At 45.5% G+C, this 21,960-nt stretch carries 29 protein-coding genes and 1 pseudogene; 22 read left to right on the top strand and 8 right to left on the bottom strand.

The features are described from left to right. Positions 1–111: 111 nt before the first annotated feature. Together H7T88_RS19025 and H7T88_RS19020 are read right to left on the bottom strand one after the other, a co-directional pair. On the bottom strand, positions 112–948 hold the full coding sequence (locus H7T88_RS19025; RefSeq protein ID WP_221789843.1) for a sulfurtransferase: 837 nt from the start codon (positions 946–948) through the stop codon (positions 112–114). A gap of 34 nt (positions 949–982) precedes the next feature. Continuing rightward, a complete protein-coding gene (locus H7T88_RS19020; RefSeq protein WP_090915032.1) occupies positions 983–1,927 on the bottom strand; it encodes a DMT family transporter in 945 nt (314 codons plus the stop codon). A gap of 380 nt (positions 1,928–2,307) precedes the next feature. On the opposite strand from H7T88_RS19020, the gene H7T88_RS19015 reads away from it, so the two are divergent. From H7T88_RS19015 to H7T88_RS19005, 3 genes are all read left to right on the top strand, one after another. Beyond that, positions 2,308–3,210: a polysaccharide deacetylase family protein gene (locus H7T88_RS19015; RefSeq protein ID WP_253492356.1), complete on the top strand. Its 903-nt coding sequence runs from the start codon at positions 2,308–2,310 to the stop codon at positions 3,208–3,210. Positions 3,211–3,236: 26 nt separating this feature from the next. Further along, on the top strand, positions 3,237–3,893 hold the full coding sequence (locus H7T88_RS19010) for a YkyA family protein (protein ID WP_167375606.1): 657 nt from the start codon (positions 3,237–3,239) through the stop codon (positions 3,891–3,893). Between the two features lie 226 nt (positions 3,894–4,119). Continuing rightward, a complete protein-coding gene (locus tag H7T88_RS19005; protein WP_221789841.1) occupies positions 4,120–5,013 on the top strand; it encodes a DUF8580 domain-containing lipoprotein in 894 nt (297 codons plus the stop codon). Positions 5,014–5,174: 161 nt separating this feature from the next. On the opposite strand, the gene H7T88_RS19000 is transcribed toward H7T88_RS19005, so the two are convergent. Continuing rightward, positions 5,175–6,347: a mannitol-1-phosphate 5-dehydrogenase gene (locus H7T88_RS19000; RefSeq protein WP_221789839.1), complete on the bottom strand. Its 1,173-nt coding sequence runs from the start codon at positions 6,345–6,347 to the stop codon at positions 5,175–5,177. A 46-nt stretch (positions 6,348–6,393) separates the two neighbouring features. Further along, positions 6,394–7,062, bottom strand: a complete 669-nt coding sequence (locus tag H7T88_RS18995; protein ID WP_221789837.1) for an HAD family hydrolase — start codon at positions 7,060–7,062, stop codon at positions 6,394–6,396. 518 nt (positions 7,063–7,580) lie between these two features. On the opposite strand from H7T88_RS18995, the gene H7T88_RS18990 reads away from it, so the two are divergent. Beyond that, complete coding sequence (locus H7T88_RS18990) at positions 7,581–8,528, top strand: ADP-ribosylglycohydrolase family protein (protein WP_221789836.1); 948 nt, start codon at positions 7,581–7,583, stop codon at positions 8,526–8,528. 65 nt (positions 8,529–8,593) lie between these two features. Next, positions 8,594–9,877 (top strand): MFS transporter, encoded by a 1,284-nt coding sequence (locus tag H7T88_RS18985; protein ID WP_260511009.1) that lies wholly within the window; start codon positions 8,594–8,596, stop codon positions 9,875–9,877. Positions 9,878–9,960: 83 nt separating this feature from the next. Here H7T88_RS18985 and H7T88_RS18980 read toward each other — a convergent pair whose 3' ends face one another. Then, the gene (locus H7T88_RS18980) at positions 9,961–12,372 is read right to left on the bottom strand and encodes a galactose-binding domain-containing protein (RefSeq protein WP_221789835.1); all 2,412 of its coding nucleotides are present in this window, start codon (positions 12,370–12,372) and stop codon (positions 9,961–9,963) included. Positions 12,373–12,838: 466 nt separating this feature from the next. On the opposite strand from H7T88_RS18980, the gene H7T88_RS18975 reads away from it, so the two are divergent. The 3 genes and pseudogenes from H7T88_RS18975 to H7T88_RS18965 all read left to right on the top strand — a co-directional run. Continuing rightward, positions 12,839–13,771 (top strand): alpha/beta hydrolase, encoded by a 933-nt coding sequence (locus tag H7T88_RS18975; RefSeq protein WP_221789834.1) that lies wholly within the window; start codon positions 12,839–12,841, stop codon positions 13,769–13,771. 233 nt (positions 13,772–14,004) lie between these two features. Further along, on the top strand, positions 14,005–14,184 hold the full coding sequence (locus H7T88_RS18970) for a hypothetical protein (protein ID WP_221789833.1): 180 nt from the start codon (positions 14,005–14,007) through the stop codon (positions 14,182–14,184). Positions 14,185–14,310: 126 nt separating this feature from the next. Further along, positions 14,311–14,688, top strand: a pseudogene (locus H7T88_RS18965) (sigma-70 family RNA polymerase sigma factor); the annotation flags it as partial. An 18-nt stretch (positions 14,689–14,706) separates the two neighbouring features. On the opposite strand, the gene H7T88_RS18960 reads toward H7T88_RS18965, so the two are convergent. Then, positions 14,707–15,306, bottom strand: a complete 600-nt coding sequence (locus tag H7T88_RS18960) for a hypothetical protein (RefSeq protein ID WP_221789832.1) — start codon at positions 15,304–15,306, stop codon at positions 14,707–14,709. A 162-nt stretch (positions 15,307–15,468) separates the two neighbouring features. On the opposite strand from H7T88_RS18960, the gene H7T88_RS18955 reads away from it, so the two are divergent. After that, a complete protein-coding gene (locus H7T88_RS18955) occupies positions 15,469–15,807 on the top strand; it encodes a LytTR family transcriptional regulator DNA-binding domain-containing protein (RefSeq protein ID WP_221789830.1) in 339 nt (112 codons plus the stop codon). A 192-nt stretch (positions 15,808–15,999) separates the two neighbouring features. On the opposite strand, the gene H7T88_RS18950 is transcribed toward H7T88_RS18955, so the two are convergent. Next, complete coding sequence (locus H7T88_RS18950; RefSeq protein ID WP_221789828.1) at positions 16,000–16,224, bottom strand: helix-turn-helix domain-containing protein; 225 nt, start codon at positions 16,222–16,224, stop codon at positions 16,000–16,002. 99 nt (positions 16,225–16,323) lie between these two features. Here H7T88_RS18950 and H7T88_RS18945 point away from each other — a divergent pair, with 99 nt between their 5' ends. Then, positions 16,324–16,464, top strand: a complete 141-nt coding sequence (locus tag H7T88_RS18945; RefSeq protein ID WP_221789827.1) for a hypothetical protein — start codon at positions 16,324–16,326, stop codon at positions 16,462–16,464. A gap of 11 nt (positions 16,465–16,475) precedes the next feature. On the opposite strand, the gene H7T88_RS18940 is transcribed toward H7T88_RS18945, so the two are convergent. Further along, positions 16,476–16,829 carry a helix-turn-helix domain-containing protein gene (locus tag H7T88_RS18940; RefSeq protein WP_221789826.1) on the bottom strand — a complete coding sequence of 118 codons (354 nt, stop codon included), beginning with the start codon at positions 16,827–16,829 and terminating at the stop codon, positions 16,476–16,478. 138 nt (positions 16,830–16,967) lie between these two features. On the opposite strand from H7T88_RS18940, the gene H7T88_RS18935 reads away from it, so the two are divergent. The 12 genes from H7T88_RS18935 (at position 16,968) to H7T88_RS18885 (ending at position 21,914) form a co-directional block, all read left to right on the top strand. Further along, the gene (locus tag H7T88_RS18935) at positions 16,968–17,210 is read left to right on the top strand and encodes a helix-turn-helix transcriptional regulator (RefSeq protein WP_221789825.1); all 243 of its coding nucleotides are present in this window, start codon (positions 16,968–16,970) and stop codon (positions 17,208–17,210) included. A gap of 16 nt (positions 17,211–17,226) precedes the next feature. Then, positions 17,227–18,006, top strand: coding sequence for a Rha family transcriptional regulator (locus tag H7T88_RS18930; protein WP_312027637.1), 780 nt, complete (start codon positions 17,227–17,229; stop codon positions 18,004–18,006). A gap of 72 nt (positions 18,007–18,078) precedes the next feature. After that, positions 18,079–18,204 carry a hypothetical protein gene (locus H7T88_RS28820; protein WP_260511008.1) on the top strand — a complete coding sequence of 42 codons (126 nt, stop codon included), beginning with the start codon at positions 18,079–18,081 and terminating at the stop codon, positions 18,202–18,204. Continuing rightward, a complete protein-coding gene (locus tag H7T88_RS18925; protein WP_221789824.1) occupies positions 18,197–18,415 on the top strand; it encodes a hypothetical protein in 219 nt (72 codons plus the stop codon). Before H7T88_RS28820 ends, H7T88_RS18925 begins: the two co-directional genes overlap by 8 nt. Then, positions 18,399–18,623, top strand: a complete 225-nt coding sequence (locus tag H7T88_RS18920) for a hypothetical protein (RefSeq protein WP_221789823.1) — start codon at positions 18,399–18,401, stop codon at positions 18,621–18,623. Before H7T88_RS18925 ends, H7T88_RS18920 begins: the two co-directional genes overlap by 17 nt. Before the next feature lie 87 nt (positions 18,624–18,710). Further along, complete coding sequence (locus H7T88_RS18915; protein WP_221789822.1) at positions 18,711–18,887, top strand: hypothetical protein; 177 nt, start codon at positions 18,711–18,713, stop codon at positions 18,885–18,887. A 37-nt stretch (positions 18,888–18,924) separates the two neighbouring features. Continuing rightward, positions 18,925–19,161, top strand: coding sequence for a hypothetical protein (locus tag H7T88_RS18910; protein WP_221789821.1), 237 nt, complete (start codon positions 18,925–18,927; stop codon positions 19,159–19,161). Then, the gene (locus H7T88_RS18905) at positions 19,136–19,774 is read left to right on the top strand and encodes an ERF family protein (protein ID WP_221789819.1); all 639 of its coding nucleotides are present in this window, start codon (positions 19,136–19,138) and stop codon (positions 19,772–19,774) included. The genes H7T88_RS18910 and H7T88_RS18905 overlap by 26 nt, the downstream gene beginning before the upstream one ends. Position 19,775: 1 nt before the next feature. Further along, positions 19,776–20,171, top strand: coding sequence for a single-stranded DNA-binding protein (locus H7T88_RS18900; protein ID WP_221789817.1), 396 nt, complete (start codon positions 19,776–19,778; stop codon positions 20,169–20,171). Between the two features lie 87 nt (positions 20,172–20,258). Beyond that, positions 20,259–20,684: an HNH endonuclease family protein gene (locus H7T88_RS18895; RefSeq protein WP_221789815.1), complete on the top strand. Its 426-nt coding sequence runs from the start codon at positions 20,259–20,261 to the stop codon at positions 20,682–20,684. Positions 20,685–20,899: 215 nt separating this feature from the next. Continuing rightward, entirely contained in the window at positions 20,900–21,622 is a 723-nt protein-coding gene (locus H7T88_RS18890; RefSeq protein ID WP_221789813.1) for an LbetaH domain-containing protein, read from the top strand. Positions 21,623–21,647: 25 nt separating this feature from the next. Beyond that, on the top strand, positions 21,648–21,914 hold the full coding sequence (locus tag H7T88_RS18885) for a hypothetical protein (protein WP_221789811.1): 267 nt from the start codon (positions 21,648–21,650) through the stop codon (positions 21,912–21,914). Positions 21,915–21,960 lie beyond the last annotated feature (46 nt).

Here is a 21,960-nt window from a genome sequence, read left to right as displayed (position 1 = left end):
ACCACTCCTGTATTCCCGGCTCGCGCTCAGGAACGGAAAATACACCGCCCCAGACATCGGCCTGCAAGGCGGTGTATTTGTCATTGAGAAACTGTAGACTTGTCCTCCGAACTACTCTTCCCCCGTCGCTACTGTATTTCCCTCATAACTAATCCAGTCGCTCCAGCTCCCGGAATACAGCTTCACATTCGAGAATCCCGCTTCCTCCAGCGCAATCACGTTCGGGCAGGCGGATACGCCAGAGCCGCAGTACACGATAATGGCATCATCTTTCCCCAGCTTCACGAACCGCTCCTCTAATGCCTCAACACCAGACCAGCGACCATCCGTACCAAGCACTTCTTTCCAAAAATAATTCACTGCCCCCGGAATATGTCCGGCCTTCGCATCGATCGGTTCCTCCAGCCCTGCATAACGGCGGGCATCACGGGAGTCAATCAGCACGGCGCTACCGCTTGCCGAAGCTTGTTGCACATCCGTAACGCTTGCGAGCATCTGTGGTTGCAGGTTCACGTCAAACGAAGATGGAATCTGTACCGGGATGTCCGTTGTCACCGGGAACTTGGCATTCTGCCAAGCCGAGAAACCTTCGTCCATGACATAAACTTGCTCATGTCCCAAGTAGCGAAGCAGCCACCATAAACGTGATGCGTTCATGCCGCCTTGATCATCATAGGCAATGATGCGACTATTGGAGCCGATGCCTGCTTTAGCGAGGCGGCTTGCGAGTGCAGCCGGATCAGGGAGTGGATGGCGTCCGCCGTGCTCAGTGACCAAAGCGGAAAGATCCTTTTCCAGATCAAGATAGACAGCCCCCGGAATATGTCCGGCTTCATAAGCTTCACGTCCGGCATCGGGTTGACCGAGCAGGAAACGGCAATCTACGATAGCAACATCGGATTCGTACATTCTGGCGAGCAGCCAGCGCATGGATACTATATTTTTCATAACAACACACCGCCTTCATATGTAATGAATTTTTTTACACCGTCTTCGGTTCAACAGGAACTGGAGCGGCGATGGGCGCATCCGCTGGAATGGGCTGGGGTTTGGTTTTGCCATACCGAATGAAGATCCACACCCCGAACAGGATCACGACACCTGCCGACATTTGAAGTGTACTCAATGCTTCGCCCAGCAGTACCCAGGCCAGCAAGGAGGAGAATACAGGCTCTCCGAGAACACCCATCGATACCGTGGTCGCATTCATATATTGCAACAACCAGTTGAAGAGGTAATGTCCAAAGATGGTAGGCACGATGGCAAGCAGCAGGAAGATTCCCCACTCCGAAGCCGCGTAACCGCCGAACGGATGCCCCATGAACAGATTGTACACCGCGAACGTACAGGCAGCGACAAGAAACACCCAGAAATTATACGAGAATGCACTGAGACCTGTTCGCAAAAACTGACCCAGCAACATATGCACAGCCACTGCCATCGTGCCAAGTAATGATAAAATATCTCCCTGTAGCGCGGTGCCTGCCACCTGAAAATCTCCTGCACCGATAATGATCGACCCGAACAGCGCGATACCCATGCCAATGAGCATCATGCGGTTGATTTTGGCTTTGAACAGCCACACCGATCCGGCCAGAATCAGAATCGGCTCGAGAGCAAGGATGACGGTGGAACTGGCGACACTGGTTAATCTCAGTGATCCCATCCAGAGCAGGAAGTGTAGCGCAAGCATCACACCGGAAGCAAGTAACAAAACCCACTGACGAACATTCAGACGAAGCATCTCATGCCTGTGTGGCCAAACGAAAGGCAGCATGAGCACATTAGTTAAAAACAGGCGATACATGGCAATGACCGCAACATCTGCGTCAGACCAGCGTACAAAAATAGAAGAGAAAGAAATGGCAATAATGCCGACAAAAAATAACAAATAGATGGATCTGCCGGCACGGTTCATGCTTGTCATAGGTGTAGCTCCTTCTTGTAAATAGATAACCTAAATCACCTCATTATACAGGAGAAGGTCAATGCAGGGAAGACATCAGCAGGTAAAGATACTTCACCACGCAGCAGATATCTTGATATATATAAATGTTGTATGGACGCTGAAAAAATTGGAAGCAGCATCTCGGCCATGAAACACGTTTTACTTTTAACAACGAATAAATTCAGTTGCACATCCGTGGTTAGAGAAACATGGAAAAGAGATAAGTAGATTGTAACCGAGCTTGTAACTATTCTGTCATTCACAGCGACGGTTTTTCTATTAATCTTCTATATAGAGACGTGAATCGATATAATATTCCATTCATCGGGAAAAAAAGACAGTTGGGAAGTGGCTAGGTCGTGAGAGTACAACAAGAAACAACGCGAGACTATGGAAATGCGATTCGCAGTGTCAGTCGAAAACAAACTCATAAAAAAAGGAAAATCCGCTACGGCAGATTGAGCGTGGCGATCATGCTCTTGCTTGTGTTTGTTGCGGGCTTGACATATGTGTTTATCGGTATGACCCATTGGATGAAAACGGTAATGGCACCACCGCCAATTGCTGTTATTGAGCAACCCGCCAAGCTGGGGATGATTCAGGTTACACCGGAGGCGAAAGAGGAGCCGGCACGATTTATGGGTCAGGTTCGAAAAGTGGTGTACATAACATTTGACGATGGACCAAGTCAATATACAGATCAATTGCTGGATATTTTAAAGCAACATGAAGCGAAAGCGACGTTTTTCATGATTGGACGGCAGTTAAATGAGCATCCGGATGCGGTGAAACGTTTGCTGAAGGAAGGTAGTTATCCTGGGTTACACAGCATGACACATAACTATAAGAAACTCTATAAGAGCGGAAGTTCGGCGAACTTTGTGAATGAGTTCAAAAAGGAACAGAAAATGGTCGAGAAACTGATCGGATACACACCGCATCTCATCCGTGCTCCTTACGGTAGCAGTCCGCAGATTGGCGAAGCATTCAGGGGAGACATTGCAGCGGCAGGTTTCAAAATGTGGGACTGGACGACAGATTCTCTCGATTGGAATCTTCCCGGTCAGCCGGATAAAATCGTAGCCCGAGTGAGCAATAGTGTGCACAGGGATAAGGAAGTTATTTTGATGCATGAACGGGAACAGACTGTGCAGGCGCTGCCGCGCATTATGAAGCTGCTGGAAGATCGGGGCTACGAATTCGAAGTGTATGATCCGAGCGCACACTGGGTTGCCAATTTTAGCGGGGATACACGTTTGTAGACGTTATGGCAAGAGAGGGAGAACACATGTTATTTACGAGCAAAAAAATTACGCTAGCAGCATGCAGTCTATTGCTGATGCTTTTACTTAGCGGGTGTGGAGAGCCGCAGGAGCCTGCGGCCAATCAGGTGAATCGTTTGGTGCAGAGCGGTCAGGAGATCGACAAAAGTCTGAAGGATCTGACACGGTATGAAGCAGAGGATATGGAACTATACAAGAGTATTTTGAGCAATGGAAAGAAAAAGAACAGCAATATCGAAGCGCTGCTGGATCAAGCAGAGGCTGATATTCAGCAACGTCGAGCGTTGCTTGAACAGACGGGAAAGGTTATGCAGGAGACAGGAGAGAAGATTGAAGCACTACGCGGTTCTCTCAAGGAGCTTACCATTGAGAAGGAAGAGACGCTTGCTCACGCAGGTAAAGTGCTGGATCAATATGAGGCAAGAGCCAAAACCTATGAGCTATTTGTAGTTTCATATGAACATAGCCTGAATGCTGAAGAACAACTGTATGGGCTTATGCGAGCAAGCGCTAAGCCGAATCTTGTTAAAATTAAACGTGCCATCCGCACACGTAATGAAGAATACGCCAAGCTTGCGGAAGTACGTAAACAATTCAACTTGCAGACGCAAGCTTTCAACGCGGCGCATGCGCAATTGGTTAAGCTTGATCAGGCGGGCTAGACTGGAGAGTTGGCCTTTGAATACCGTTTATGCGTGATTGAGCTGTCTGATTCCCGTGTAAGTAAATATTATACGAAGCTATATAAATAGAACAAACAGTCTTTGCACAAAACAGCGATTGCAAGATCCCGCTGCTACCCGGAGTGATCGTGTGAAGCATCGTTGGTTCAATGGATGTAGCAACATGGACAAGCAGCATTGCGTTTAAGCTAACGGAGGTGTTCATATGCGAAAAAGGAATAGGGTAAAGGTCAGCACTACATTAGTGGTTCTACTTATGGGATTCTCACTCGTGGCTTGTGGGAGCAGTACACCTGCACTTCAACCATCTGTGAACAATACAAAGGAAACGTCCCCAGCCCCGGAACAGAAGCCGGAGGAAAGTGATGCCATTGAAGCAGAGGGCATTCTGACGGGTTGGGCTGACCCGCACACGGTTGAGATTCGTGTAAAGGATAAAGCGATGTCTTTCCAGGTGGGGGAGGATATGCAGAAATTACTGGACGATTTCGATGATGAGGATTCGGTTCGTTTCAAATATGTAGAAAAAGAAGTGGATGCATCAACCAAACAACTGGTACTCACCGGGATTACCAAAATTGCATCTGAGGATGGCGATAAAACGGGTACTGTGGCAGGAAATATCGTTACATCTGATCGCGCCAAAACGTCAGAACTGGAAGTGACAGTGGAAGGGATCACGGAGAAGCGGCCAGTAACTCTGGCACAGGCCAAAGGGTATTCGTTATATATCTTTGAGCCGATGGCTTTTGATGCAAAAGACCATGAGTTAACGATGAAGATTGATCCTAGGTACAAGGTAGAGATCGAAAAGTTGCCTTCGGACTTTAATCTGGATTATTTGAAGATGGACGCGAAGGAAGAGTTGTCCGAGGTGGGGGAAGTCAAAGAATTAACTCCTGAACAGCTTAGTAATGGGCCGATGAAAGATGCAAGACTGTTTATGATGTCTCAGAATGGGAAGAAAACGCAATATTTCATCGTCAAGGAACTGGACGAGAATGGATTCATTTTCCACATTGATGCGCCGGTTGGTGAACCTTCCGAAGGTTTCCTGCCTATGGTGTATGCATCAGTGAACTCGATTATGAATGAATAAAGCGATAACCGTGGGCAGCGTGTCTCCTGAAAAGAGGGGATACGCTGTTTTGTTGAGCCGGAAGGAACAAGAGCAAGCACACGTTCCTCCCGGCTGTTTGCCTTGTTCATGATGTTGCTGTTGGTCAACGGACATGGTCGATCCACAGGCTGAACTCAAGTTCAGGTAAGTACCTTCGATACCTTATGCTCTTGAAGCTCTTCATAACAGGTGATAATGTGCTGATGAAGGACATGTTTCTCGGGAATGCCCATGCGTTCGCGGATAAAAGGAGAGAGTCCATCTTCATGAATAAAATGTTGCAGCTTCATGGCTTCCTCATCGCGTTTGTCATCAAACAGCATTGCGGCCGCCATCGCAGAGGTTAAGTGGGGAATCTCGATTCCGAATTCACTGGCCTGCATAGCTGGGCGAACAAGCCGATCATGAGGTGAAAGCTTGCGAAGTGGAGAACGTGCAACCCGAGTCACTTGGTCGGTGAGATTGGGGTTAGCGAATCGTCCCAATATAGTATCGATATATTTTTGGTGTGTTTCCGCGTTGAAATCGTGTTTACAGATCAGCATGGCTCCCGTCTCTTCCATGACATGACGCACCTTGGCGCGAAGGGCCGTATTGCTCATGACCTGCCGGATGGTCTTCAAGCCTGCGAGATAACCGAAGTATGCGGCGACACAATGACCCGTGTTGACCGTAAACATTTTGCGCTCAATATAAGGTTCCAGTGAATCAACATAGTGAACGCCTTCGATTTCTTTAAACCCATCCAGCAGGGCCGGGCGGTGAACAACCCATTCATAAAAAGGTTCAACCGTGACCTGCAGCGGGTCTTCGTGGTTCTGAGCCGGAACAATCCGGTCCACAGCTGCATTGGGGAATGAAATATAACGTTCGGCTTTGGCCCGGGTGGGCTCATCCAGAAAAGGATAGATACGCTTTTTCAGCCGGGTGCTACCGCCGATCGCATTTTCACAAGCGATAATGTGCAGAGGATTGTAATTATTAGCTTTCATGCGCAGATAGATGCCTTTTGCAATCGGTTCGGCGATATCCCCGAGGGCAGATACACCTACCGCTGTCGTAATGAGATCAGCGGATGCAATCTCTTCCGCGACACGATGTTGCTCGTTTACGTTAATCGCGGTTACGTTATTCACAATGGTTGTGTCCTGTTCGTTATTGGCAAGGGTGATCGGATACTCTTGCCTCTTCTGAAGCAATGATATTTTCTTTGGGTTACGTGCGACAAAGCAGACGTCATAGTCGGAAGCGGACAACATATGACCAATAAACCCACGGCCTATATTGCCCGCACCAAAATGTACAGCTTTCATGTGTGAACTCCCCCTTTAAGATTGGATGACGAAATTCGTGCAGACCTTAGGCGGTGGTGACGAGTGGCTTCGAGATCAAATCGTTAAATGGCAGGTCGGTCAGGCAGGATAGTCGCTGGTGAGGCATATCGAATGCCAACGTTCCGGTGATGGTATTCGAGATGACAACGCAATGCATACCAGCAGAAGATGCTGCACGCGCGCCGTTAGGTGAATCCTCAATGGCTACGGCCTCGTCTGCAGTTACTCCAAGGGCTTCGAGTGCTTGATTGTACAGTTCCGGATCAGGCTTTACATTGGCAACATCATCTGCCGTGCGGATCACTTCGAAATAGTCTTTTAATTTCAGTTGCTCCAGGTGTTGCTCTACCCATTCACGTTTTGAGCTGGAAGCTACAGCGAGCTTTATACCGGCTTTGCTTGCTTGTTCCAAATATTCCTGTATACCTGGGCGAACCTTTTCTTTGTTCATCAATGCAGCATGCTGCAATTGGACCGATTCCCTGAACGCATCCCGATCAATCGGAAGGTTCAAATCTGTGATGAGGTACTCATACGGATTGAAGGTTTTGAGACTGGTACCAATGCACTTGGAATACATCTCCAGTGTTAGATCAACACCATGTTCTTTGTACGCATCCCGAAATGCGATATACCAAGCTGTCTCTGTGTCAATAATCGTTCCGTCGAAGTCAAAAATCAGTGCCTTAATCATCAATTTGTTCCTCCTGTTTTCAGAATTTGTTTTTGGGTTGGAAAATGAAACACTAACTTTCGTGAATTCTCTGCAAATTAATTCCCGTACATTCATTAACTCGCGGAATGTTAGTTAACGCAAAAAGCGGGATAGGGATATTAATTTGGGAAAAAATATGCGTTGAATCTAATAAAACCGTACCACAGGACAAAGAATAGGGTCAAGTGTGTCATGAATGTTTACATTGAAAATTTTCACATGTGTGACTTACTTTCAGAAAATGTGAAACCTTGCAAACCGTTAAGCCCTTTGCATGTAAGCGGTGTAATGGATGAACGGTTTTTTCAACACGAAAAAAATAAAAAAAATTGTTGAAAATGAATCGTATTGGACCATTCAACAGCTTTCGACACGTTTATAATAGAAGAAATGAATCGGCAACTTTAGTTTAATTTGCTTTACGCCAGATCAGCGCATGTGGGACAATAAGGCCACGAGTTGCCTGTTGGATAAGTGATGTGAAGGAGGAAGAGAACATGCTGCAAAGAGATCGTTTTGAGGGCGGTTTGATTGGGCTCGCAGTAGGAGATGCGCTAGGAACAACTGTTGAATTCAGCAGTCCGGGTACTTTTGAACCTGTCACAGATATGATAGGCGGCGGAGTGTTTGGATTAAAAGCGGGAGAATGGACGGACGATACCTCTATGGCTCTGTGTCTGGCGGAAAGTCTGGTGCGTCAGGAAAATTTCGATCCCGCTGATCAGATGCGCCGCTATACGAATTGGTATAAGATCGGTTATATGAGCAGTACCGGAGATTGTTTTGATATTGGTGGAGCTACGCGAAGCGCGCTGGAACGATTTGCTCGAACCGGTGAAGCTTACAGTGGATCAACTGACCCCATGACTGCCGGGAATGGCTCCATCATGAGGCTTGCTCCAGTTGCCATGGCTTATGCGCTTCAACCGTCAGAGGCGGTTCGTTACGCAGGGCTGAGTTCGCGGACAACACATGCAGCGACGGAAAGTGTAGAGGCTTGCGAAGTGCTGGCAGCCATTCTTGTGGCGGGATTCCATGGAGCAGACAAGGCTACGATGTTATCTCCAGAGACGATGAAGCGCTGGCGGACGGAGAAAGGGAGTTCTTTTTCACCTGCCATCGAAGAAGTGGTTATGGGGTCATACGAGCGTAAAGAACCGCCCGAAATCCAAGGCAGCGGGTATGTGGTTCGTTCTCTGGAAGCAGCGCTTTGGGCGTTCAACAAGTCATCCAGTTTTTCGGATGGGGTGTTGCTTGCCGTTAATCTGGGAGATGATGCAGATACAACCGGTGCTGTCTATGGACAGATTGCGGGTGCGTATTACGGGCGAAGCGGGATTCCATCCCATTGGCAGGACAAGCTGGCAATGAGAGATACGTTTGCTCAATTAAATGAGGCTTTATGGTTAAAAGCATCGGGCAATGCCGCGCAGAAAAAATCATAGAACATGAAGAGAACGAGCTAGGCGTAACATTATGATATATGAAGGACAGGAGAAGAGAAAACATCATGAGTAAGACAGAACATTCATTAGAACCTGTTGCGGGTGAACGGGAGGAATCAACGAGTACATCACAGACCACAACATCCGGTAAAAGAAAACCGTTTCCTTTGTCGCTGCTGTGCTTGACGATTGGGGCATTCGCCATTGGCATGACTGAATTCATCATTATGGGTTTGCTGCCTAATGTGGCAACGGATCTGAACGTTAGCATTCCACAGGCGGGACAACTAATTACGGGATATGCACTCGGCGTAGCCGTAGGCGCTCCCATTCTAACCGTTTTCACGCACAAGATTCCACAGAAAAAACTATTGGTGCTGCTGATGTGCATTTTCATAATAGGTAACGCCTTGTCTGTCATTGCGCCTACGTATGGGCTACTCATCTCGGCACGTATCCTGACGGCATTTGCTCACGGCACGTTCCTTGGCGTAGGTTCAATCATGGCTACCAAGCTTGTAACACCAGATCGGAGAGCTGGTGCGGTGTCGGTAGTGCTTGCGGGACTGACCATCGCCAATATTATCGGTGTTCCGTTTGGTACATTTATCGGTCAACAGCTTGGCTGGCGTTCCTCTTTTGGGGCGATTACCATTCTGGGCATTGTTTCACTGCTTGGTATTATTCGTTTTATCCCGGTTATTCCGCAAGGTACACCAGCTAACCTGGGACAGCAGTTCCGTAACCTGATCCGCCCACAGGTATTGCTTGTGCTTCTAATCGGAGCAATGGGCTGCGGAAGTTTGTTTGCAGTTTTCACTTACATTACACCGATGCTGGTTGATATTAGTGGTTTTGCAGAGCAAAGTGTAACCTGGATTCTGGTGCTGTTTGGCTTCGGTGTTACGCTCGGGAATATGGTTGGTGGTCGTCTGGCGGACTGGAAGCTTATGCCTTCACTGATTGTGAACTTCGGTATTCTTGCTGTACTACTCGCTGCATTAACGCTGACACTACACAATCCCGTGTTGGCGGTAATCACGATCTTCTTTTGGGGTGTCGCAGCTTTTGGCATTATGCCGGGACTTCAGCTTCGCATTATGAATATGACGCGTGAAGCTCCGCTGCTGGCGACGACATCCAGCCACTCTGCATTTAATCTGGGGAATGCGGCCGGGGCTTATCTCGGCGGATTTGCCATTACACACACAGGACTGATATCAGTGCCAATCTACGCCGCAGTAATTGCAGCACTTGGCTTGCTTGGATTGTTACTCAGTTTGTTTAAGCAGGATAAGGAATCTTCGCCTGAAGGTGCAGATGGTATTCATCCCGTATCGGTGCATTAAATTAAAAACTATAGCCTAATGATAATGAAGAAAACCTCAGCCTCTTGTTATAAACAAGAAAACTGAGGTTTTTTCTACTGTATTTAATAGATTTCAAGCTCGTTAATTCGAACATAGGTTGGCTGATGTGAAGGCCCTCTGCTAGCAACGACACGTACCTTGGAGGTGTTTACTGCTGCAAAAGTATGTGATCGTGTCGTCTCCTGGTTGCCTGTGACTTGAACCAGGTTTACCCAGTTTGAACCATTCCAGTATTGCAGGTCGTAGTTGGCAAGGACATAACCCTTGGTTGTATATAGATCAATCCGCTGAATGGAACTGGATGCAGGCAGATCAAGAATGACATATTGCGGTAATGAGGAATTACGATTATTTGCCCAGCTATAACTTTCCCCAAGTGCCGTGTTACGGTCGCCGTCATTGATTCGGGCTGTTGAGTACCCCGGATAGGTGGAGGATGCGGTTATGGTTGCATTTCTCGCCAGGTTCTGCCCGGTTCCCGGATTGGTAGGATTTTTTACCAATCTTACGAGATTCCAGCGTAGCTCAAAGAGTTTGAAGGATTTATTAAATACAGCGCCTTCCCCCTTCACGAGCGCATCGATGGTAAGGGACATGGTGCTTGGAACACTGTTGCTACTTGTCCACTTTCCTGTGGCCTCAATGCCTGCGAACACACTGACCTCTAATATTTTCTTGCCTGCAATTTTCAAACTCACTTCAGCTTTGGCTCCTGCCCAAGCCGTAACTTGTCCTTCAATTTTATGTGTCACGGTAAGATAACGGCTCACATTGCTGTAAGGCTTGATTTGTACAGGAATATAGGCCCGTGTTTTACCTTTTACACCTAGAGTGACGGTATACCCCTGATCCACTTGGAATTCAAATGTGACATTGCCATCAATACCGATGACAAGGAATACTCCAACGGATACGGATCCCAGGCTACCTGCACCGATATTGAAGCCCATAATCGGCACTTTAACTTCTTTTTTGAATTTGGCGTCGCCTTTAATGTAGACGTTCGCTTTCTCACCTGCTGTGAATTTAAGATCGTATTTTCCCCAGAAACCGTATTTTCCCGTTACCTTGGGTGCGATCAATGTAAGTTTGCCGCCCGCTTCAACGTAAACTTTGTTGCCGTTTGCATTTTGTTGATTTACAAGTACTTTTTTGAAATCACAGACAAACTCGTTGCCCGATTTTTTACAAGTAGCAAAATCCCCTGCCCCGGCAGTGCGAATTAGCTCATTCATATCTATGGCGTTTGCCTCAGTGATGTCTGCGGAGTTTGCCTGATTCAAATCAACGGAAGCATCTTCACTCTGATGGATCGTAGTTTCGTCACCCTGTTGAATCAAGGTTTCGTTACTTAGACCCATAGGATCGATAGATGTGAAGGCTTGCTCGTCAGGATGATCTGGATTTGAGATATTAGCGTCTTGCTGGAGCGTGTTGTCGATGTTGAAATGTTTTATTTCTTGATTCGCATTGATCTGCTCATCGGATACAGACAAAGCGCCAAGCCGCTCATTGCTTTCCAGCACCATGTCCAGATCAGGCATGACGATATTTCGCTCTTCCAAAGAAACTTCCTGCTCAGGAATATCATAGTAATCAAACAGTTCATCTACACCAGGTGTGGTGTAATCCACCAGTAATCCATCTTTACTTTTGCTGGTGCTAGCCACTTTAATTGCCCTGGCGGAAGACTCATCCAGAAAAATCTGACCAGGGGAAAGCAGGTTTCCAATCTGAGCGGCTTCTCGGGAATTCAGTTCGATTGAACCTTTATCTTCCACCGTTTCGAAGACGGAATTAACGACGGGTAGTTTTTGCACGATGGAAGATGGCATAGGTTGTGTCGGTTTTAATTGATAATCCACCTGCTCAAACTGCCCGGAGGATGTAATCGGATTGCTGACCCCCAGGCCGTCTTCCGAAATGGTAAACGTAATGCGGAAATAAGCTTCCGCAATCGGGGCATCCACATTTGTTTTGCCTGCCCAGATCCAACGTGCACTTGTCTCTTCCGGCATGCCTTGGATTTGTTTCCATGGATCACTGCCGTAACGTCCAAAATCTGAAGCGCGCGCCCAGGATGTATCATCGAATCTTGGTTGTTCCCAACCCTCAACGTATCGTTCAGATACTTTCCAGTTGAAGTCAGTAACCAGATTTTCATCTTCATAACTGAGATCTGCCAGCAGTCCGGCATACGAACCCCAGTCCTTGGCTTGAACCGCAATAACATTGGTGCCAGGTTGAATGGGGACAGGGAACGTATAGGCTTTGGTCCAGTCATCCCCTTTACCTGCTTGTTTACCGTTAACAAAAAGCGAGAATTCATTGTCGGCTGTTATGTATAGTTTTCCCTCGTTGTTAGAAGCAGAGTAGGCATTGGTAGGCCAAAGACCGACAAGTAAAGGCAGCAATAACGTGAAAACCAAAAATGAGGCCCATGTCTTTTGAATAGATGAGCGAAGTTTGTTCACAATCATTTCCCTCCCAAGAAATAGTTGGTTTGCAGAACAATCAATCATGCCGCCTGACTTGGTGAATTAAATGCCTGTAGACAGGAAAAAACGAAAAAATATTGTAATTTGGTATAGACACCTCCTTGTTTGAGATTATAATAAGGTAAAATATTCAATTTAACAACAGTATTTTACATTTTTTTATAGTGTAGTTTTGTTAGAAAAGAGAAGAGTGAATTCTTTGCTTGATGTTAAGAAAGATTACGTATAGATACAATGTGTCGAATATAGTTGCAAAAATTGGATAAATAAGTTTAAATATACTATATAAGTAATTTTGAGAGATAATTCAAGTCAAATCTACAAATTTCAACGTATTCTATCCTCAGTGCGTGTGACGGAAGGGAGGTGGTGGATTTATTTGTAAGGGCTTTCATGACAGAAGTGTTGCTTGTGATTAACCCAATTGAGAGGAGAAAAGTGAATGAAGAAACGTGTTTCTATCCTTTTAAGTCTTTCTATGGTTGTTGCTATGCTTGCTCCAACGATGGCGTCTGCCACGGAATCTAGCGAAATTTCTGCTCAGAACACTGCATATGAATCCACCAATGCTCCCACCAATGAGATTAACAATACTCTAAATTCTACGCCGGTTGTACCGGCACCAGCAGGGTATGATGGCTATCGGAATAACATTCCGCATGGGAATATGAACCTCATTACCTATAATTCTACGACAGTTGGCAATGCACGGAAAGCGATGGTGTACACGCCGCCTGGATATTCACCTAATAAAAAGTATAGCGTGCTGTACCTGCTGCACGGGATTGGCGGGGATGAGCACGAGTGGGCTAACGCGATGAAACCGAAGAACATTCTGGACAACCTGTATTCGGAAGGAAAACTGTCCCAGATGATCGTGGTTATGCCGAATGGCCGTGCGATGAAGGATGACCGCCCGGTAGGTGATATTTACGCACCGGATAAGGTTGCCGCTTTTGAACGGTTCGAGCAAGATCTGCTCAAGGATCTCATCCCGCATATTGAGAGAACTTATCCCGTGTATAAGGATAAAAACAATCGTGCACTTGCTGGCCTGTCCATGGGTGGCGGACAATCTCTCAACTTTGGATTGAAGAATCTGGATACGTTCGCTTATGTAGGTGCCTTCTCGGCAGCTCCGAATACGAAGCCTGTGAACCAGTTGATCACGAATCCTGGACAGGCGGCCAGCAAACTGAAATTGCTCTGGATTTCCTGTGGAGGAAGTGATGGTCTGCTGTGGGTGAGTCAGAATTTTAAAAATGGCCTCAGCAGTATGAACGTTCCACACATTTGGTATCAGGATGTAGGTGGACATGAACCAAAAGTTTGGAATAGTGGCCTGTATCAGTTCTCGCAACGCATTTTTAAATAGTACACCAGCTTCCATCCAAAAGTAATCATCTGAACGTTCCATCCACACTATTCTCTAAGAAGAGGGTAGCGTTAAGAGGGAGTATTGGGATGAGCATCAGCCTCAGGCTTGTATTATACAGCGCCTGAGGCTTTATGTATTTTTCTCGGTGAAGCAGATTCAAATCAGAAGGGTAAATAGTATAATATGAGGCGTACATAGGTATTTTCGTGAAAGTGAGGGACTGGATAACGATGTTTTATTATAAAGGGGCATTTCGGGAAACGGATAACTTTATCTATTTCAAAAGCGAAGTTCCGCTGGTACAGCATGATGTGATTTTGTTTGGGGAGAGAACATACTTTATTGAAAGTGTGGAGAAAGAGTTTTTGTTGCTGGAGAGAGTGGGTTCAATTGTTACGGTGAGTGTGTAACGTGTTTATTTTGATGCGGATTTATTGGTACGTGCACTTCTAGGCCTCTGCCCACATACAATAGATCGACCCTGTTCCCTTATGTGCTCAGGCCAGATCGTTGTAAAACTGCAGGAGGTGTCATCTGTGCCCGGATTGTTTACCGCAATAGCTCTGTTCATCAAAGAATTAACGTTACTCGTTTCATATGTCAAAAACAATGCGTTTCCTCAGCCGCTCGCTGAGGATGACGAAGCCAAACACCTGCGCCTCATGGCTGAAGGCAATGCCCACTCGCGCAATCTGCTCATTGAACACAATCTGCGTCTTGTGGCGCATATCGTCAAGAAGTTTGATAATACCGGCGAAGATCAGGAGGACCTGATTTCCATTGGAACGATTGGTTTGATCAAAGCCATTGAAAGCTTTCAGCAAGGCAAAGGCACAAAGCTGGCGACATTTGCAGCGCGATGTATTGAAAACGAAATCTTAATTGCATTAGGGGTGCTAGTGAAGATGAAAAAGCACCCCGAAGGGTGCAGGTTATTGGTTTAAGTTATCGTTTCTCGTAAACAATGATGCAAAAGAACCTAAAATAGACGCTAAGGCTATTAAAGAAATGTAGACAGCATATATAAATGCCGCCGCTGCTATAATCCAGTTAAGAAACGGAATGTCTTGCACCCAATCTATTATATTTGCTGTACCCTGAGTAAGTTTGTTAATGGCTGGTCTTGGGTCAAATATAACATATATATAGAAAATCATTTCAATTAAAATGACCCAGTATTTAAAGTTTAATGTTTTGTATGTATTGAAATCATAATTTTTTGCAGCTTCTTGCTTAGCCAATGTAACTCCCCATACTTCATTAAAAAACAAGAATAATCCACCTATTGTTATTAGAACCCAATTCTTTTCGTTTCCGCTTATCCCGATAACAGTAAACGCTGTGAAAGAAGCGAATAAATAATGTGGCAATAAAGATAAGATGTTAACCACAAATACACCCGCTCTATCATTTAACAGTAGAATCACTAATATAATCACTGCTTTTTCAATAATCTTCCACAAAAATGAAAACACTAAAATCACTGCTGCAATTGAATAAATAAGATAAAGCCAATCCCAGTTCCAATTCATATCTCATATTCTCCTCATTAGTTCCGCATCGGTTGCGGTAGTTTACTATTATGTATGCCAGCTTATTATATCATTTCCCGTTATTTCCTTGGTATATTTTGTCCGATGCTTCCATCACTTTCTTGTTTTAATATAGTTACATACTATATTAGGAGTGACATCGTGGATATTATTGGCATCAAAATGCATGGAAGACAGGACGATGATTCCGATTTCGTTCTATTTTCGTTGGAACAGGATGTTAATTTCATCGAACCCTGGCAGATTAGTGGTAATGCTGGTCGTACACTGGCCTTCCACACAGAGAAGGGATCGTTTATTGCCATCCATTTAATGAAAGACGCAGACGCGGCCTACAAGCCGTATGGATTTGAGTCTATGGATAGGTCTACGATTGTTAATACAATTAAAATCAAGAGCAAAGAATCAACTGATAAAGGTACATGGATATACTTTTCTGACGGATCTCGCGTACATGTTCGAAAAAAGTTCACGAATTAACACTGTCAAGTGGGGTTTAACACCATTAAAGGTGCTATTTTTTTGCACGATTCGACAGCATGTGACATGTAAGGTCTGATATAGTATGTGTACCAACTAAATCGAAGTACATAATCTTATGACTACTCGGTTTTTGTTGTACCCAAGTTCGCTACATAGCGAACTCTCGCCCCGGTCGGAGTGACAGAAACGTCACTCAATGCTGCTGACTTCGATTCGCTCGTACAGATCATCAATATAGCAACCAATCGCCGCGGCAATGGTCATAGCGGTTGCTAAAGACATGGTTCTTCTGTTAGTGGCGTATTCTGATATAGAAGACTTAGGAATGCCAGTTACGTCACTTAACCATTGTTGAGTACGTTTGATCTCGCGTAATCTTACTGTCAGCAGGCAACGACCAGGTTTGTACACCATGATCTGGCCTCGCTATATATTTTTTTATCTTGTAACAGAACAAACGTTCCCTTAAAATGAGTATTACCAAATGGCAACTATGACACGGGAGATGATCAGATGGACACGGAAGAAATTTTTGAAATACTACAGAGTTGTGATATCGATCAAATAACTAGATTAAAAACCGTTGCCCAGACTCTTAATTTGGAACGCATTGAAAATCGTTTGAACCAGCTGATCTCTCTATTAAAAGAGTGAGGCTGGTTGCTTCATTTTTTGTTTTCTTCTTTTAATGCTTCCAACATATCAAGCAGTATCTTTCTTTTATGATCCGGTAAGTTGTTAATTTCCTCAGCAAGTTTTCTTGTTTCTTCTGTTAAGTATTGTTCCCTCGTTTCACGAATCATGGTCGGTTCTGTTTCCTCAAAACCAGTTAACTCAGATGGCGAAAGCTCGAATAAGGTAGCTAATTTATTTATCATATCCAAATCCGGTTCTCTCAGGTCGTACTCCCAGTTTGCATATGTACTGCTCCTTTTTAATCCTAATTGTTTTGAAACGTATACTTGAGACCATCCGAATTTCTCTCGTTCCCTTCGCAGACGCTCTCCTAAAGTAGACATTTGCACACCTCCTAATATTTAATCTTACCACTCTTACACAATAAAAATAATTATTTACACGAAAAGTGTTGACTTACACGAAATGTGTATGTATTATAAAGACATGAGTTACACAATATGAGTAAATGAGGTGAGAAAATGAGAAAAAAACTTCGACAACTTCGAATGGAACGCGGCATCAGCCAAACATTCCTTTCTAAAGCACTAGGTTATCGTTACCCCAGCGGATACGGCAACATTGAAGCAGGGCGAAACAAACTAGGTTACGATCAAGCAGTTATTATTGCCAAGTTATTCGGTGTTGATGTTTCTGATTTAGAAGAAGAGGAACTTTTTTTTGAGAAAAACTTACACGAAATGTGTAATAAAAAATTAGCTTAACAAGGAGCGAATCGAAGTGAGCCAATTAAATATAGTGAACAACAACGGAACATTGCTGGCAGACAGCAGAGAAGTAGCTGAAATGATCAGTATCAGACATTCAGACTTATTAGAAAGAATCAAAGGATACATTCAACATTTAGAAAACGGAGATTTCCGTTCTCAGGATTTTTTTACTCCCAGCACCTACAAAGTTGAAGGTAACAACAAAACCTATGATTGCTTCCTTTTAACTCGTCTCGGCTGCGACATGGTAGCCAACAAAATGACTGGTCAAAAAGGCGTGCTCTTCACAGCCACATATGTATCACGATTCGCTGAAATGGAACGCAAACTTGCATTGCCTAACCTGCCTCAAAATTACAAAGAAGCTTTAGTTGCTCTGGTGGAACAAGTTGACAAGAATGAGCAACTTCAAACGGAAAACCTGATGCTTGAACAACGAGTGAAGGAATACGAACCTAAACTCACTTACCTGGATCAGATCCTACACAGTAAAGACGCTGTGACGGTCACACAAATTGCAAAAGACTACGGACTTTCTGGAGCAGCACTGAACCAAATCCTCCATGAAGAGAAGATCCAGTACAAACAAAACAATCAATGGTTACTGTATGCCAAACACCAAGACAAGGGATACACGAAGTCCCAAACGCTAGACATTCTTCATAACAGCGGCGAACGGACAGTAAAGATGAACACACGATGGACTCAAAAAGGAAGACTATTCATTCACGAGATACTTGGTAAACGCGGAATCATCCCGTACATGGATCGAGAGAATCCAGGCGCATAACACAACATGCAGATATGTATAAAACAACAAACTCAATATATTGTACACAATTTATCGAAAGGTGGCGAGTATATGCGAGTAACTATGGTCACAACAGCAGAGACGGAAGCGCGCCGGAGGGAAGTGCTCGCGGCACTGGGCAAGCTCAAAAAGCTGGACTACCTCAATAAGATGAAGGAGCTGAAAAAAGATGCCTAACCTGAAACTGATCCGCAAGAACAGTAACAACTTGATTCCCATCGTTAACCCTGCAACAACATGCGGATGCAACAAGCCAGCAGAGTACGAAGTATACAGCGGAAACAGCAAGCAAGGACATTGCCTGAACTGCATGCTGGAGGCGGTAGATAACAAGTTTGCCGTGAATGTACGGAAGATTGGAGGCGGTGGCTATGACGATGCCAGCTAACATGAGCAGATCTGATTACATCCAGTATCTACGAGACCAGTCCTACTGGCTGAATCAGCTTGCTGATGAAATGGAACAAGGTGGAGAAGGTAACGCTTGGGCAGTAGATTTTGAGCTAAAACGTCCGGACGTTATATATGAAGCGAGAGCGGTGGAGTTGGACAAGCTATTCCATCCAGAGGATCGGGAGGACAGACGTACAGCGTGAGTAAAGACGAAACTTTTAGAAACGTGGATGACATCTTAGAACACTATGGATGGGGCAGACCAATTAAGTTAGTGGAGGTGAGGAAGGATGAAAGTACCGCCAACAGATCGAAAACACTTCGAACAGCTGGAGCAGATCGCAAGCCAGAGAGGGACACTGACGGAGACGTTGAAACGAGTGTATCAAATGAACAGCGCCATTGCCCTTAGACGAGAAAAGGCCGCCGTAGCATCGGCAGCCTTAGAAAATCGCTTTGCAAATTAGATTACACCCACTATACCACAACGAAAGGAAGAATGGAATGCCTACACAATACAGATACATCCCACAGCATAAAGATGGACATTACTTGGATCGTGTCGCTCAGCCTACTGAGGACTACATGCACGCAATGAGATTCAGTAGACAAGATGATCTGGAGCATTGGTTAACAACTCGTCACTGTCCAGATGCACCGCATAGATTCGTAATACGCCGCGTTCGCGTGGACTATGAATTGGAGGCTGAGGTACTTGAACATTTACCAGAAGCTAATTGAAGTCCGGAAGGAAGTTCCTTATCTCCAGAAAGAAAGTGAAGGACATCAATATAAATATACTGGCAGTTCGCAAGTGCTGGCTGCTGTACGCAAGAAGCTGGACGAGCTCAATCTACTACTCATACCGCGGATCGTTGATACTAATATCCTTGCAGAAACAGTAGATAGCACAGATAAGTACAACAATCCGAAGAAAACAACAACATATTTCACGGAATTAACCATGACCATGACATGGGTAGACGCTGACAATCCAGACGATACGATCGAATGCCCGTGGTATGCACAGGGTGTGGACATAGCTGGGGAAAAGGGCGTAGGGAAGGCACTTACCTATGGAGAGAAATACTTCATGTTGAAATTCTTCAATATTGCTACGGATAAAGATGATCCAGACGCATTCCAAGCCAAGCATGATTTGGTCGAAATGATTAACCAAAAACAAATTACTGAAATCAAAGAGCTATGGACTGGCCTTGGATATAAAGAACCAGACCTCAATAAACAGACTGCCAAGCTATATAAAAAGTCATTAGTTCAGCTAACAGAGAAAATCGCACAAGAATTCATTGAAAATTTAAAGTCCATGAAGGACACAAAGGAGACTGCTTAATATGTTGAATCGCGTGATTTTGATCGGAAGACTAACCCGAGACCCCGAGCTGAGATATACGCCAAACGGAACTGCTACCGCATCATTTAATCTTGCGGTGGATCGACCATTCGGCGATAAGGAAACCGACTTCATACCAATAGTGACATGGAGACAAACTGCCGAGGCGTGCGCTAACTATCTACGCAAAGGACGTCTGGCTGCAGTCGAAGGACGCATTCAGGTACGGAACTACGAGAACAACGAAGGCAATCGTGTGTACGTGACTGAGGTTATCGCGGACAATGTGCGGTTTCTGGAGCGCGGAGAACAGCAGGGTGGTAACAGAAATGACAGTGATCCGTTTAACGACAATGGTAAGCCAATCGATATCAGCGATGATGACCTTCCATTCTAATGAGATACGAAGATACCCTATTCTACGACGACGGAAGCCCACTAGGAGAGCCGAGTATCGGCCCATTTACGAAGGAGGAAGATATGCATGGCACTGGCACGCAAAAAGGAAAAGAGCATCATGCCGTGGCGCATGAACCTGTTCAACAACCACAACCGCAAGGAAAAAGCGCCGAAGAAACGCCGTAACCACGCTCTGGACGATCCCGAATACATGACCAAGGAAAAGGTACGCAAGGCGGTAATCGAGCGTGACGGAGGCAACTGGTGCGCCATAACGGGCGTGACAGGAACAAGGCTGGAGTTGCACCGTATTGTGTACGGATCGCAAGGAGGAAAGTACGAGGTAGATAATTGCATCCTACTGAGCGTTGAAATGCACCAAAAGGTACACAGCAGCAAGAAAACATGGATGCCCATATTACAGGACCATGTACGTTGCATGAAGCTAGGCATACCTGAGAAATCACCTATACAAAGAGAACCTAAAAGGATGGATGACTATGTTAGATAAAGAAAAGGTCTTGGATTACTTTTTTAAACATTTTGAAGACACCCACTCGGACAAGGATCGGTTGATAAAGGAGTTCGCGGTGTTAGTGTAATTCGGACAATTTGATGCAGAAGAAGAGGAAGAAACTGAGGACAATGAAGCTTACGACAACTGGTGAGGTCCGGAGTTATCACCAATACAACGCATAACCCACCAAAACTAAGGGAGAGACAAGCATGAAAAAATACGAATTTACTGGAGTTACGAAAGAATACTTTGGACGTACACTGCACCAAATCAGAGCAGTTATGGAGTTTGGTGGTGTTGAGGTCGGAGAAGAGGGTGGCTGGATTGAAAAAGAAGAAAACCTGAATCAGTCCGGCGATGCTTGGGTGTACGGCGATGCTTGGGTGTACGGCAATGCTTGGGTGTGCGGCAATGCTTGGGTGTCCGGCAATGCTCGGGTGTCCGGCAATGCTCAGGTGTGCGGCAATGCTTGGGTGTACGGCAATGCTCGGGTGTCCGGCAATGCTCAGGTGTCCGGCAATGCTCAGGTGTCCGGCGATGCTTGGGTGTACGGCAATGCTCGGGTGTCCGGCAATGCTCAGGTGTCCGGCAATGCTCAGGTGTCCGGCGATGCTTGGGTGTACGGCAATGCTCAGGTGTCCGGCGATGCTTGGGTGTACGGCAATGCTCGGGTGTCCGGCAATGCTTGGGTGTACGGCAATGCTCGGGTGGAAAAAATCAGACAGGTGATGGTGATTACTCCCATTGGATCAGAGGATGGGACATTAACTGCATATCGCTCTAAAGATGATGGAATAGAGGTTAAGCGCGGATGTTTTAGTGGGACTTTGCAGGAGTTTGAAGAGGCAGTACGGACACGTCATGGAGACAATGAGTATGGTAAAGAGTATCAGGCAGTAATTGAGTTGATTAAGGTTCGTTTTGCCCAATAAACCATCTAAGGGAGGATACACCCACATGAAAATTCAGATCGAAGAAAACTTGTACATCGAATCGGACAGCATGCAATTCATCATCAAGGAATACTCAGGCAAACAAACGGTAGGCGAAGGCGGCAAGGTAACGGAGAACTACAAAACTCACGGTTACTATCCGGACTTACAAAGCTGCTTGAACAAGATCGTGAAGATGAAGGTCATGGACAGCACTGCCACGACTCTCTCAGAGCTTCTGGAAGAGGTCAAAGGGATCAGGCAGTACATTGAGTCAAAGGTGACAATTTAAAGCCAACACGGATACCCCACCGGGGATAACAGAGGAAGGGAGACAA

It is taken from the genome of Paenibacillus cucumis (ex Kampfer et al. 2016), from assembly GCF_019748695.1.
In the GTDB taxonomy this organism is placed as follows: domain Bacteria; phylum Bacillota; class Bacilli; order Paenibacillales; family Paenibacillaceae; genus Paenibacillus; species Paenibacillus polysaccharolyticus.
This window is presented reverse-complemented; position numbering and strand designations above follow the sequence as displayed.

Coding starts and splice junctions, on each gene's coding strand:
- H7T88_RS19025 (WP_221789843.1), bottom strand. CDS start 948: ATGAAAAATATAGTATCCATGCGCTGGCTGCTCGCCAGAATGTACGAA.
- H7T88_RS19020 (WP_090915032.1), bottom strand. CDS start 1,927: ATGACAAGCATGAACCGTGCCGGCAGATCCATCTATTTGTTATTTTTT.
- H7T88_RS19010 (WP_167375606.1), top strand. CDS start 3,237: ATGTTATTTACGAGCAAAAAAATTACGCTAGCAGCATGCAGTCTATTG.
- H7T88_RS19005 (WP_221789841.1), top strand. CDS start 4,120: ATGCGAAAAAGGAATAGGGTAAAGGTCAGCACTACATTAGTGGTTCTA.
- H7T88_RS19000 (WP_221789839.1), bottom strand. CDS start 6,347: ATGAAAGCTGTACATTTTGGTGCGGGCAATATAGGCCGTGGGTTTATT.
- H7T88_RS18995 (WP_221789837.1), bottom strand. CDS start 7,062: ATGATTAAGGCACTGATTTTTGACTTCGACGGAACGATTATTGACACA.
- H7T88_RS18990 (WP_221789836.1), top strand. CDS start 7,581: ATGCTGCAAAGAGATCGTTTTGAGGGCGGTTTGATTGGGCTCGCAGTA.
- H7T88_RS18985 (WP_260511009.1), top strand. CDS start 8,594: ATGAGTAAGACAGAACATTCATTAGAACCTGTTGCGGGTGAACGGGAG.
- H7T88_RS18975 (WP_221789834.1), top strand. CDS start 12,839: ATGAAGAAACGTGTTTCTATCCTTTTAAGTCTTTCTATGGTTGTTGCT.
- H7T88_RS18970 (WP_221789833.1), top strand. CDS start 14,005: ATGTTTTATTATAAAGGGGCATTTCGGGAAACGGATAACTTTATCTAT.
- H7T88_RS18960 (WP_221789832.1), bottom strand. CDS start 15,306: ATGAATTGGAACTGGGATTGGCTTTATCTTATTTATTCAATTGCAGCA.
- H7T88_RS18950 (WP_221789828.1), bottom strand. CDS start 16,224: ATGGTGTACAAACCTGGTCGTTGCCTGCTGACAGTAAGATTACGCGAG.
- H7T88_RS18945 (WP_221789827.1), top strand. CDS start 16,324: ATGGACACGGAAGAAATTTTTGAAATACTACAGAGTTGTGATATCGAT.
- H7T88_RS18940 (WP_221789826.1), bottom strand. CDS start 16,829: ATGTCTACTTTAGGAGAGCGTCTGCGAAGGGAACGAGAGAAATTCGGA.
- H7T88_RS18935 (WP_221789825.1), top strand. CDS start 16,968: ATGAGAAAAAAACTTCGACAACTTCGAATGGAACGCGGCATCAGCCAA.
- H7T88_RS28820 (WP_260511008.1), top strand. CDS start 18,079: ATGCGAGTAACTATGGTCACAACAGCAGAGACGGAAGCGCGCCGGAGG.
- H7T88_RS18925 (WP_221789824.1), top strand. CDS start 18,197: ATGCCTAACCTGAAACTGATCCGCAAGAACAGTAACAACTTGATTCCC.
- H7T88_RS18920 (WP_221789823.1), top strand. CDS start 18,399: ATGACGATGCCAGCTAACATGAGCAGATCTGATTACATCCAGTATCTA.
- H7T88_RS18915 (WP_221789822.1), top strand. CDS start 18,711: ATGAAAGTACCGCCAACAGATCGAAAACACTTCGAACAGCTGGAGCAG.
- H7T88_RS18910 (WP_221789821.1), top strand. CDS start 18,925: ATGCCTACACAATACAGATACATCCCACAGCATAAAGATGGACATTAC.
- H7T88_RS18900 (WP_221789817.1), top strand. CDS start 19,776: ATGTTGAATCGCGTGATTTTGATCGGAAGACTAACCCGAGACCCCGAG.
- H7T88_RS18895 (WP_221789815.1), top strand. CDS start 20,259: ATGGCACTGGCACGCAAAAAGGAAAAGAGCATCATGCCGTGGCGCATG.
- H7T88_RS18890 (WP_221789813.1), top strand. CDS start 20,900: ATGAAAAAATACGAATTTACTGGAGTTACGAAAGAATACTTTGGACGT.
- H7T88_RS18885 (WP_221789811.1), top strand. CDS start 21,648: ATGAAAATTCAGATCGAAGAAAACTTGTACATCGAATCGGACAGCATG.